General features: G+C 55.2%; 10 protein-coding genes. 5 read left to right on the forward strand and 5 right to left on the reverse strand.

The features are described 5' to 3' along the window. Positions 1 to 7: 7 nt before the first annotated feature. Genes AC6HVW_RS07885 through AC6HVW_RS07900 form a run of 4 tightly spaced genes read right to left on the reverse strand, consistent with a single transcriptional unit; the run spans position 8 to position 4,599 of the window. Positions 8 to 1,144, reverse strand: coding sequence for an ABC transporter permease (locus AC6HVW_RS07885; RefSeq protein WP_021805222.1), 1,137 nt, complete (start codon positions 1,142 to 1,144; stop codon positions 8 to 10). After that, positions 1,141 to 2,877 carry an ATP-binding cassette domain-containing protein gene (locus tag AC6HVW_RS07890; protein ID WP_497569324.1) on the reverse strand — a complete coding sequence of 579 codons (1,737 nt, stop codon included), beginning with the start codon at positions 2,875 to 2,877 and terminating at the stop codon, positions 1,141 to 1,143. The genes AC6HVW_RS07885 and AC6HVW_RS07890 overlap by 4 nt, the downstream gene beginning before the upstream one ends. A 9-nt stretch (positions 2,878 to 2,886) precedes the next feature. Continuing rightward, on the reverse strand, positions 2,887 to 3,873 hold the full coding sequence (gene hlyD / locus AC6HVW_RS07895) for a secretion protein HlyD (protein ID WP_071683182.1): 987 nt from the start codon (positions 3,871 to 3,873) through the stop codon (positions 2,887 to 2,889). Between the two features lie 27 nt (positions 3,874 to 3,900). Further along, on the reverse strand, positions 3,901 to 4,599 hold the full coding sequence (locus AC6HVW_RS07900) for a transcriptional regulator (protein WP_071683184.1): 699 nt from the start codon (positions 4,597 to 4,599) through the stop codon (positions 3,901 to 3,903). 323 nt (positions 4,600 to 4,922) lie between these two features. Here AC6HVW_RS07900 and rhlE point away from each other — a divergent pair, with 323 nt between their 5' ends. The 3 genes from rhlE (at position 4,923) to dusC (ending at position 8,331) form a co-directional block, all read left to right on the forward strand. Beyond that, positions 4,923 to 6,296: an ATP-dependent RNA helicase RhlE gene (gene rhlE, locus AC6HVW_RS07905; RefSeq protein ID WP_024483101.1), complete on the forward strand. Its 1,374-nt coding sequence runs from the start codon at positions 4,923 to 4,925 to the stop codon at positions 6,294 to 6,296. A 71-nt stretch (positions 6,297 to 6,367) separates the two neighbouring features. Then, complete coding sequence (locus AC6HVW_RS07910) at positions 6,368 to 7,327, forward strand: D-2-hydroxyacid dehydrogenase family protein (RefSeq protein WP_071683186.1); 960 nt, start codon at positions 6,368 to 6,370, stop codon at positions 7,325 to 7,327. Positions 7,328 to 7,401: 74 nt separating this feature from the next. Continuing rightward, positions 7,402 to 8,331, forward strand: coding sequence for a tRNA dihydrouridine(16) synthase DusC (gene dusC, locus AC6HVW_RS07915; protein ID WP_021180408.1), 930 nt, complete (start codon positions 7,402 to 7,404; stop codon positions 8,329 to 8,331). On the opposite strand, the gene AC6HVW_RS07920 is transcribed toward dusC, so the two are convergent. Continuing rightward, a complete protein-coding gene (locus AC6HVW_RS07920; protein ID WP_497569325.1) occupies positions 8,328 to 9,089 on the reverse strand; it encodes an arylamine N-acetyltransferase family protein in 762 nt (253 codons plus the stop codon). The genes dusC and AC6HVW_RS07920 overlap by 4 nt on opposite strands. A gap of 974 nt (positions 9,090 to 10,063) precedes the next feature. Here AC6HVW_RS07920 and AC6HVW_RS07925 point away from each other — a divergent pair. Both AC6HVW_RS07925 and AC6HVW_RS07930 read left to right on the forward strand, forming a co-directional pair. After that, the gene (locus tag AC6HVW_RS07925) at positions 10,064 to 10,816 is read left to right on the forward strand and encodes an SDR family NAD(P)-dependent oxidoreductase (RefSeq protein ID WP_071683190.1); all 753 of its coding nucleotides are present in this window, start codon (positions 10,064 to 10,066) and stop codon (positions 10,814 to 10,816) included. Between the two features lie 132 nt (positions 10,817 to 10,948). After that, positions 10,949 to 12,064 carry an efflux RND transporter periplasmic adaptor subunit gene (locus tag AC6HVW_RS07930; protein ID WP_071683288.1) on the forward strand — a complete coding sequence of 372 codons (1,116 nt, stop codon included), beginning with the start codon at positions 10,949 to 10,951 and terminating at the stop codon, positions 12,062 to 12,064. The last annotated feature ends 7 nt before the right edge of the window (positions 12,065 to 12,071 follow it).

Raw genomic sequence — 12,071 nt, forward strand, 5'->3', positions numbered from 1 at the left:
CTTCCCCTTAATCCAGCCGCCGCTGGGTTTTCCAGGCCGTCAGGCCGATAAACACCACCGCCGAGGCGATCAAAAACAGCAGGTTAATCACCAGCACGGTGCCGATGTTGCCCGCCAGGAACAGTGTTTGCAGCGTGCTGACAAAGTAGCGCGCCGGAATGATATAGGTCACCGCACGCACCACGGCGGGCATGCTGTCGATCTGGAAGATAAATCCAGACAGCATAATTGAAGGTAAAAAGGCAGCATTCAGGGCCACCATTGCCGCGTTAAACTGGTTACGGGTGATGGTCGAGATTAACAGCCCCATGCCGAGCGTACTGGCCAGGAACAGGCTGCTGATCACGAACAGCAGCAGCAGTGAGCCACGGTAGGGCACGCCGAGTACAAATACCGAAACCACCATACACAGCACCATGGCGATCATGCCCAGGAAATAGTACGGCACCAGCTTGGACAGCAGCAGCTCGCTGCGTGTGACCTGGGTGGAAAGCAGTGCCTCCATGGTGCCACGCTCCCATTCGCGTGCGATCACCAACGAGGTCAGAATGGCACCGATCACCGTCATGATAATGGTAATGGCCCCCGGAATAATAAAGTGCTGGCTGATGGCCGCCGGGTTAAACCAGTAGCGCATCTGGACTTCAATCAGTGGCTTGTCATCACGCCCCAGATCGGTGGCGCGCTGTTGCTGCCAGATTTGCCAGATCCCTTGGGTATAGCCTTGCACAAAGTTGGCGGTATTGGGCTCGCTACCGTCGGTAATGACCTGCAACGGAGCGCGGTCGTTGGGCCTAGCCAAATGCTCGGCAAAATCGCTGGGGATCACTACCAGGCCGCGGATGCTGCCAGCCTGCATCATCTGTATCAGCTGCTGGCGGTTATCGCTGACGGTCGGTTCAATATAGGGTGAGCCGATAAAAGCATTGGCCAGATCGCGGGCCTCTTCGCTTTGCTGCTCCATCAGGATCCCCAGCCGTAGCTTGCTGGAATCCAGATTGATGCCGTAGCCAAAGATAAACAGCAGCATCAACGGAATGACGAAGGCAATCAGTCCGCTGCTGGGATCGCGCAATATCTGCCGGGTTTCTTTCAGGCACAATGCCCGCAGTCGCCGCCAGGAAAAACCGTTGTCGCTGCTCATGCTGTCTCCTCCCGATCGTAACCCTGCACCAGTTCGATAAACGCCTCTTCCATCGAAGGGTTGGGGTTTTGCTCGCTGGCTATCTGCTGTTTGAGATCGTCCGGCGTACCGGCGGCGATGATTTTGCCGCGATACACCAGGCCGATACGATCGCAGTATTCCGCTTCATCCATAAAGTGGGTGGTGACCATCACCGTCACGCCTTTATCCACCATGCCGTTGATGTGCAGCCAGAACTCGCGCCGGGTCAGGGGATCGACGCCCGAGGTGGGCTCATCAAGAAACAGAATATCTGGCTCATGCATCAGCGCGCAGGCCAGCGCCAGCCGCTGTTTGAAACCGAGCGGTAGCGAATCCGGCGTTTGGTTGAGGATCGGGGCGAAGTTGAAGGCGCGAGACATCTCGTCGATTTTATCGCGCTGGCTCTTGCCGCTCAGCCCATAAACGCCAGAGAAAAACTTCAGGTTCTGGGCCACCGTCAGGTTGCCATACAGCGAAAATTTCTGCGCCATATAGCCCAGATGCTGGCGCGCTTTGCCGGAGCTGGTTTTTAGATCCATACCGAGCACCAGCGCTTTGCCATCACTAGGCACCAGCAGGCCACACATCATCTTGAAGGTGGTGGATTTGCCCGCGCCGTTGGGGCCAAGCAGGCCAAAAATCTCGCCGCGCTGCACCTTGAAATCCACATGGTCGGTGGCCGCAAAGTCGCCGAATTTTTTGGTCAACCCCTGTGCTTCGATCACCGTTTCCGAGCTGTCGCTCGTTACCGTGGGCATGATCTCGGCCAGGGCGGATTTGCTGTTCGGCCCGCCGCCCAGCAGATCGATAAACGCATCCTCAAAACGCGGATCGGCCTCGGTTAATTCTGCTTGTGGCAGATCCAGATCCCGCAATACCTGCTGGTGATCTTCACCCGGCTTGAGGATCAGCCGCAGATATTTCCCCTGGATCACTCCGTCGCTAACCGCAGGCAGGCAGATCGCCCGTTGCAACAGGGCCCGATGGCTACCGGCTGGGGTATCGATCAGTATTGTACGGCCAGCCATACGCTGGGTAAGATCCTGTGGCGCGCCGCTGAACAGCAGTTCGCCTTCGTTCATCAGCAGCACTTCGCGGCACTGCTCGGCTTCGTCAAGATAGGAGGTGCTCCACAGGATCAGCATGCCGTCGTTGGCCAGCTCATGCACCATTCGCCACAGTTCACGACGTGAAATGGGATCGACGCCGACGCCGGGCTCATCCAGCAGCAACACCTGAGGTTGGCCAAGCAGCGTACAGGCCAGCCCGAGCTTTTGCTTCATCCCGCCGGAAAGCTTGCCCGCCAGCCGTTCGGTAAAGCGGGTCAGATCGGTAAACGTCAGCAACCGCTCAAAGGTTTGCTTACGCAGATCGCCGGTGACTCCGCGCAGATCGGCATACAGCGTGAGATTTTCCATCACCGTCAGATCTTCATACAGCCCGAACTTTTGCGGCATGTAACCGAGAATGGCGTGCAACTGGCGATCCTGTGCGATCGGATCCAACCCGGCGACGGTCAGCTTGCCGCTGCTGGGGAGCAGCAAACCTGCCAACATGCGCAGCAGGGTAGTTTTTCCCGCGCCATCGGGGCCAACCAGCCCGGTCACCGCGCCACTGCGCAACGTGGTCGTCAGGCTGGCTACCGCCGGTTTATCGAGTGATGGAAAGCGTTTTTCCAACGCCACCAGTTCAATCGTATGTGCCTGTGCCATCACGGTTCCTTACGGTTGTGTGAAATGGACGGTTACCGGCATCCCCTGACGCAAGGCGTCATCGGCATCGTTGACAATGATCCGCAGGCGGTAGACCAGATCGGTACGCAGATCTGGCGTTTCTACGCTTTTGGGAGTGAACTCCGCGGTGGGGGAAACAAAGCCGATCTTGCCGTGATAAGGCTTGCCAGGGCGGCTGTCGGTCTCGATCAAGACTTCGGTACCGGGTGTGGCGTTACCCAGGCTGGTTTCATTAATATAGGCACGAACCCATACAGGCCGGGTCAACGATAGGGTAAACACCGTGCTGCCAGCGCTTAGCATGGTGCCTGGCTCCACGGCTCGCGTCATTACCATACCAACGGACGGAGAGAGCAGGGTGGTGTCATGCAGATCCAACTGGGCCTGCGCCAGTGCTGCCTCGGCTAGTGCCAGATTGGCGTTGGCCTGTTCGATTTCCTGTGGGCGGTTACCGGTCAGGTATTGCGACAGTTTGTCTTTCGACGCCTGCAAATTTGCCTGCGCCTGATTACGCGCGGTTCGGGCATCTTCCAGGGCGTTGGCAGAGGTGGCCTTTTTCGCCCATAGCCCCTGCTGACGTTGGAAGAAGCTGTCGGCATAACTGAAGGCCGACTGCCGTTGCGCCACTTCGGATCGTACCTGAGCAATCTCCTCGTTGCGGTAGCCTGCCTGCAATAAATCCAGTTTGGCTTTGGCGCTGGCAACGTTGGCCTGTGCCTGTAGCAACGCGTTCTGGTAAGGGGCATCGTCCAGTTTGCCTAGCAGTTGCCCCTGTTGCACGCTGTCCCCTTCGTCTACCGCCAGTGAGGCCAACCGGCCATTAACGCGGAAACCCAGGTTGACCGTACGGATATCCACATTGCCATACAGCGTCAAAGGCTTGTCCTGCTGGCGTTGGTAAGACCAGAAACCGTAGGCCGCAGCGGCGATCAGCACGATCGCTATACCCACAATGGCAACTCTTTTCTTGTTCATAATGTTCCTTACTCGCAAGACGGAAAGTTAGACGGCGTAACGCTGGCGTAGCCCGTTAACCAGAATGTCGATATGTTCGGCCAGCACCTCGCTAATTTGCTCGGCTTCTTCTGCCGCGATCTGATGCCAGCCTGCCTGGCGTAGCAAAGTTTCCCGGCCAACGCGGAATGCCAGAACCTCACCGATCAGCGCATGGGTATGCAAGACGATTTTGGTGGAACGCTCATCGATGCCGGTGTAGCCCGCTAACAGGCGACACAGTAAGTGATGCAACGGGGCTATCACTTGCTGGTGGATCAGTGGATAAGCATCGGTTGGCGAAAGCTGTTCGCGAGACATAATCTTGCTCAGGTTGAGCGTGTGGGGTTCGGTCATCAGTTGGCTGAAGGCCAGCAACCCGCTTTTGAGATGGCACAGGTAGTGTTCCGGCTGGCGTTGCTCCGCGGGCAGTTGATAGAAACGTTCGATTTCTTCGCTCAGTGGGCGGAAACTTTGCTGGATAAAGTCGGCAATCCACTGGGCTACCGCCAGGTATAACCCCTCTTTCGAGTTGAAATAATAGGTGATAGCGGCGATGTTCTGCCCGGCACGCTGGGCGATTTGCCGCGTGGTGGCACCCGAAAGGCCATATTCGCCGAACACTTCAATCGCGGCGGTGAGCAGTTGTTGGCGCGCTTGTTCACCCCGTTTGAGAGGGCTTAGCGGCGGGTTTTCTGCAGAGGACATAGGTTGACCCAAAAAGTTAATCAATCATATGATTAACTTTAGGCCGAGCGGGCTAAAATGTAAACCACAGGCCAGAACATTTTACTTTTCCGTGAGCTTGCTCGGCGAAAAGTGCTGTGAACACGTAAAATTGCCTTTTCTTGTTCGATTTCTGCTACACTCTCGCGCTTGGTGCACTGCAGTTTGTGCCAATCCCTCGAGGTCATGCCGAGGATGTGCCGCAAAAAAGTGCGAGTACCTCCTTATGCCCCGTCTGATAATCCTCCCGGAAACTGCACCGAACATTTGTTTAGGTTAGGGGGGATCTGGAGTTTTTCTCTACTATGTCATTTGAAACCCTCGGCTTAAGTGCTGAAATTCTGCGCGCTGTTGAAGAACAGGGCTATCGCGAACCTACGCCAATTCAACGCCAGGCAATCCCGGTGGTATTGGCAGGCCGTGACCTGATGGCCAGCGCCCAGACCGGCACCGGTAAAACAGCTGGTTTTACCTTGCCGCTATTACAGCTGCTGAGCAAACACGATCACCCAATCAAAGGCCGTCGTCCGGTGCGCGCGTTGATCCTGACGCCAACCCGTGAACTGGCTGCACAAATCGGTGAAAACGTTGAGGCTTACAGCAAACACCTGCGCCTGCGTTCGCTGGTGGTGTTTGGTGGTGTGAGCATCAACCCGCAGATGATGAAGCTGCGCGGCGGCGTTGACATCCTGGTGGCAACGCCGGGTCGCCTGCTGGATCTGGAACATCAGAACGCGGTTGATCTGTCCAAAATTGAAATTCTGGTGCTGGACGAAGCCGACCGCATGCTGGATATGGGCTTTATCCATGATATCCGCCGCGTGCTGTCCAAGCTGCCTGCCAAGCGTCAGAACCTGCTGTTCTCCGCGACCTTCTCCGATGAGATCAAAGGGCTGGCCAGTAAACTGCTGACCAACCCGGCCTCGGTAGAAGTGGCTCGCCGCAACACCGCATCTGAGCAAATTGAACAGAGCGTTCACTTTGTCGATAAGAAGCGTAAGCGTGAACTGCTTTCCCAGATGATCGGCGAAGGTGACTGGAAGCAGGTGCTGGTATTTAACCGTACCAAGCACGGTGCCAACCATTTGGCTGAACAACTGAATAAAGATGGCATCACCGCTGCGGCTATCCACGGCAATAAAAGCCAGGGCGCACGTACCCGCGCACTTGCCGACTTTAAAGACGGCAAAATCCGTGTGCTGGTAGCTACCGACATCGCTGCGCGCGGCCTGGATATCGATCAGTTGCCACACGTGGTGAACTACGAACTGCCAAACGTACCGGAAGATTACGTCCACCGCATTGGCCGTACTGGCCGTGCCGAACGTACCGGTGAGGCGATCTCGTTGGTCTGCGTGGATGAACACAAACTGTTGCGTGATATTGAGCGCCTGCTCAAGCGTGAAATTCCACGTATTGCGCTGCCAGGCTATGAGCCGGACCCAAGCATCAAAGCCGAACCGATCATCAATGGCCGTCAGGCTGGTGGTGGCCGTGGTGCTCCACGTGGCAACGGCGGCGGCGCTCCGCGTACCGGTAACGGTGGCGGCCAGCGTAGTGGCAATGGCGGCGGTCAGCGTGAAAATCGCGGCGGCGGCAGTGCTCGCCCGCAGGGTGACGGCAAACCACGTTCAGGTGCTCCATCGCGCCGTCCGCATAGCCGTAAACCGTCTGAGTGATCCTCGATTGATGATCTATACTGAACCGCCATTGATTGGCGGTTTTTTTTCGCCTGTTTCCGGAGGTCCAGATGAAATTGAAGTGTGCAATTCTTGATGATTACCAAGGTGTAGCGCTGACGATGGCGGATTGGTCCGTCCTTGGCGAGCAGGTTGAGGTCTTCTCCCTGCGCGAGCATATTGACGATGAAGACCAACTGGTGAGCCGCATCAACGACTGCGAGATCGTGGTGATTATGCGAGAACGTACGCCGTTCACCGCCGCATTGCTTGCCCGTTTGCCAAAACTGCAATTGCTGATCACCTCAGGCATGCGCAACGCTTCGATCGATCTGCCAGCGGCAACCCGGCAAGGGATTACCGTTTGTGGCACCGCCAGCGGTTCTGAAGCACCGATGGAACTGACCTGGGCGCTCATCCTCGGTTTGGCCAAGCATCTGGTGGCTGAAAGCAGCGGATTGCGTGCCAACGGGCCTTGGCAGCAACATGTTGGCATCACCTTGCATGGCAAAACGTTAGGCTTACTGGGGCTGGGCAAGATTGGCGGCCAGATGGCGAAGGTAGCACAAGCGTTTGGCATGAACGTCGTGGCCTGGAGCCAAAATCTGACGGCTGAAAGGGCACAGGAATTCGGTGTGCAACTTGCCGAGTCAAAACAGGCGCTGTTGGCAGCGAGTGACTTTGTTTCGGTGCATCTGGTGTTAAGCGATCGCAGCCGTGGGCTGATCGACCGCCAGGCGCTGGCGCAGATGAAAACCAGTGCATTCCTGATCAACACCTCACGCGCGGCAATTGTCGATCAACAAGCGTTGGTTGAGGCGCTGCAAACCGGGCAGATCGCCGGTGCCGGGCTGGACGTGTTTGAAGTAGAGCCACTGCCAGCCGATCACCCATTGCGCCGCTTGCCCAACGTGTTGGCTACGCCGCATGTGGGTTATGTCGCGGATGATAACTACCGCACCTATTTCCGAGAAGCGATTGCCGATATCCAGGCGTTTATTACCGGTGAGCCGCTGCGCAAGCTAGGCTAATTTTATCGGCGGGAGGCTTGTTGGCACCGCCTTTCGCCCGTATCATTGCGCCCTCTTTGATTGCAGGGGTAGGCATGCGCGTATTATTGGCTCCAATGGAGGGGGTACTCGACTCTCTGGTGCGGGAATTGCTCACCGAGGTGAACGATTACGATCTCTGCATCACCGAATTCCTGCGGGTGATCGATCAGCGGCTGCCGGCCAAATCCTTCTACCGGCTATGCCCGGAACTGCACCATGCCAGCAGAACGCCATCCGGCACCCAGGTGCGGGTGCAACTGCTGGGCCAGTATCCCGAATGGCTGGCGGAAAATGCCGCTCAGGCGGTTGAACTGGGTTCTTACGGTGTTGATCTGAACTGCGGTTGCCCGTCCAAACATGTCAACGGCAGCGGCGGCGGGGCCACCTTGCTCAAAGATCCCGAACTGATTTATCAGGGTGCCAAAGCGATGCGCGCCGCGGTGCCAGCGCATCTGCCGGTGACGGTAAAAGTGCGCTTGGGTTGGGATTCGGATTCCCGCAGCTTTGAAATTGCCGATGCGGTGCAGCAAGCGGGGGCGACCGAAATCACCATTCATGGCCGTACCAAAGAGGACGGTTATAAAGCCGATCGCATCAACTGGCAGGCGATCGGTGAGATCCGCCAGCGTTTGACCATTCCAGTGATTGCCAACGGGGAAATCTGGGACTATCAAAGTGCGCAGGCCTGTATGCAGGCCACCGGCTGCGACGCGGTAATGTTGGGGCGTGGAGCGTTGAACATCCCCAACCTGAGCCGGGTGGTGAAATATAACGAACCGCGTATGCCTTGGCCGCAGGTGGTGCAGCTATTGCAAAAGTACGTGCATCTGGAAAAGCAGGGCGATACCGGTTTATATCACGTCGCCCGAATCAAACAGTGGCTCAGCTACCTGCGCAAAGAGTATCAGGAAGCCACGGAGCTGTTTACCGAGATCCGCACGTTAAACAACTCCAAAGATATTGCACGGGTGATTTGCCGCTAACTCCTTATTTCAATGGCGAAATAGTGCCGCAGCGCCTCCAACCGTTCTTCCTCCGAATGCAGCGTAGACTCCTTACGGTGATGGTTTTGGGTCACGATCAGCTTTAACTCGCTGAGGGTGATACGGCCATCCTCTGTGGGGCGGGAGCACACCAGCTTTTGGGTAAAATGCGACTGTGGCGAAGTGCTGTGATAGTGGCACATGTTGTTAAACTCTTCCGGCTGCCGGGGTTGCAGGGTAAAGCGATAAAGCGTCTTGGCGTGGGAGGTCCGATCGCCGTTGCGACGCTCCAGATGATACCACTCGCCGTCCTGCTCAAGATGAAAGGTACCGCTGGCCTGTGGTTGTTGTTCGGTGGTGGTGATTTTCAGTGGGCCGAGGAAAGAATCACCAAACCCTACATCGACCAGATACGGCTGATCCAGGGTCACCACCAGCGCCATATGGCCAAATGGCGGACCAAAAGAGCCGTCTCTGGCGTGGATTTCCCCTGATATAAACGTCACCTTAAAGCCGATCTGCTGCAACAGCAGGGCGAATATCCGGTTCAATTCATAGCAAAACCCCCCGCGGTTATGTTCGACGATTTTGCTGAACAGCCCGGCCTCGCTGAGATCGATTCCCTGATGATAGATAATGCTCAAATTCTCGAAGGGCACCGCCAGCATATGGCAGTGATGCAGCTGTTGCAGAGTTTGCAGATCGGCCTGTGGTATGCCTGTGAAGCCGATGTGTTGCAGATAGCGTGGTATGTCCACCAGAATTCTCGCTATACGGGAAATTTTGCATAAATTAGCGGGAATTGCGGCAGTCGGGGAAGCAATATGTGCGGTGCTGAAAATCGCTGGCGTAAAGCCGCTTGTGCCAATGCAATACACTCGTCTTCCTGACAGGTCGTGGCCACCTAGCTTGCGAGCATGTGAAAGCCGTCTGTAATTAACCAGAAAGACAAATGCGTATCGATTTCAGTCCGTTTAAAATTAGCGATTTAGCCAATAAACGTATGTTGTTAAAAACAGTATTGACATAGTTTGAAAAAGTCGTAGATTAGTATCCAGCAGCAGGAAATTGATAGTTAGCTGCTTAGCTAAATAACAGATTGAAAGATTATTTTTAATAAGTTGTTTAGTGATATTGCGATAAAGGCCACGAAGTTCTGTTGTATGGGGAAGTCGTCGTTGAGTAGCCAGTTCGGACTCAAGGACAATGCTTTAAGGCCACGTAGTCAGTACCGACGATCGCAGGGTGTGTACCATACGCGATGATGTAAGGCTCTGTTTCTCAAGTGTTAATGTTGCAACTTGTTAATTTTATCCTGTAAGTTTGTTGCAATGAAAGTAAAGCCATGCGTCAATAGTTTATATCGCGAGGGGGAATGTACCAGTTTAGCTTGCTTTACCTTAGCTAATTATTATGAGGTAGGTGAGTCGGAATTTGTAAATCAGTCAGTATAGGGGAGGATGTAGTTAGCTTTTTAATACCCAATATTATCTGTGATAAACAAGTACATTTTAAATAGTATCGAAAGTAGTACCCAGTTAGTAAGTTGATTAATGTTGAATTTTAAATATGCAGTAACCTAAAAGCCCTGGCAAATATTGTCAGGGCTTTTTCGTTTTATCCTTTTGCCAATGGGGTGATGCTTCAGCATTTTTGGAGGAACGCCACTGCCAGAAACTGTCATCCCCAAGCCTTAGCCTGAACGCCTAACTCAAAGCGATCGGGAGGCGTTATGCAAGATTTTACGGGTAAAGTGGCACTGGTGACCGGTGCTTCCACCGGGATTGGTGAAGCTATTGCTCAAGAGTTGGTCGATCGCGGTGCGAAGGTAGCGATCACCGCCAGAAATAGCGAAAGACTGGCAGCAACGGCGCAACGTATAGATCCGACAGGCAAATCGGTATTTCCGTTGGTTATGGATGCTCGCGATCCTGAATCGGTGCGCAGTGCGGTAGCGCAAACGCTAGCCCTTGGTGGGCAATTGCATCTGCTGGTCAATAATGCCGGTATCACCGGGCCGCATGATGTGCCGCTGAATGAATACCCCATCGAAGATTGGCACGCGGTGATTGAAACCGATCTCAGTGGCACCTTCTATGGGATGAAGTACGGATTACCCGCTATCGCAGCGGCAGGCGGTGGCGCGGTAGTGAATCTCTCAGCCGTCAATGGCATGGTCGGTATTGCGGGCATTGCACCTTATACCGCGGCCAAGCATGGCATTATCGGTTTGACACGGGCCGCCGCTCTGGAGTTTGCCGATCGGGGGATACGCATCAACGCCGTCGGGCCTGGCTATGTCGATACGCCATCGATGGCCAAATTACCCGCCTTGGTGCGGGAGAAAATGGCGGCCTCTCATCCAATGGGGCGAATGGCTACGCGTGAAGAGGTAGCGAAAACGGTGGTTTTTTTGCTTTCTACAGACAGCAGTTTCACCACCGGGGCCTTTTACAGCATTGATGGTGGTTATACGGCACAGTAAACCGTTGGTAGGCTAAGGCGTAAGCGAGCTTGCGTCTTTGCAAGAAATCGTCAGCAGAGCTCATTCTGACTTGCTATGGGTGAACTATAATTTTCATCAAGTTAGATTAATTGATGAGCGATCTTGCTGCCGATGACAAAATCTCTGTTCTCCCGTTTTATGGCACTGTGGCTGCTGGCCATAGCCACTCCGATCGTTGCTGCACCGCTGCCTGCGGTGACCGTGGCGCTGATTGAACAAAGCCAACCCGAACGCGCATTGCACTATCTTGGCCGCGTCGAGGCGATACAAACCGTGGAGGTGAAGACCCGCACCGAAGGGTTTATCGCCAAGCGGCCGTTTACCGAAGGGCAGATGGTCAAGGCCGGGGATTTACTGTACGAGATCGAGCCTGCATTACACCATTCTGCCGTGGCACAGGCTCAGGCTCAGTTAGATAGCGCGACGGCCACAGCCAACCTGGCTCAGGTAAACCTGACGCGCTTGCAGCAGTTAGGCAATAACCGCGCGGTTAGCAGAGCAGATATTGATGCCGCGGCAGCCGAGCGTGATACCAGCAGGGCGGCGGTCGCCCAGGCGCGGGCACTGCTTAATACGCAGCAGTTACAACTCAGCTATACCCGAATTTATGCGCCGATTGCCGGGCGCATCGGCCACAGCCGTTTTCATGTGGGCAGCCTGGTCAACGCGGCGAGTGGCACACTGGTCAACATTATTCAGCTCGATCCGATCCGCGTGGCGATCTCCATCAATGAACGCGACTATATTACCGCCGCCTATCAGCGTCAGCATGGGGAGGGCAAGCTTGCCGAAGGGCAGTTTTCTGCCCGTCTTGAACTGGCCAACGGCAAATCCTACCCGGAGCCGGGCACTTTTGAATCAATAGATAACCAGATCGATGCCCACACTGGCACCGTCACGTTGCGCACCCGTTTTGCCAATCCTAATCATCTGCTGCTGCCCGGGGGCGTGGTGAACGTGATCCTGACCGCCGAGCAACCGCAGACGGTTACGCTGGTGCCAATTGCTGCGCTACAGCAAAACCAGCAGGGCCACTTTGTGTTGGTGGTCACGCCTGAGAATATTGTGGAAGTCCGAGCGGTGACGCTGGGTGAACAACATCAACAATATTATCAGGTGAATGCCGGGCTCAGTGCTGGCGAAAGGGTGATTATCTCCGGGGTTCAGCACGTCAGGCCCGGAATGCAGGTGAACGCCATTCTCTCCAGCGCCAACGCGCAACCATAAGGGGACG

The organism is Serratia sp. NCCP-200, assembly GCF_059697885.1.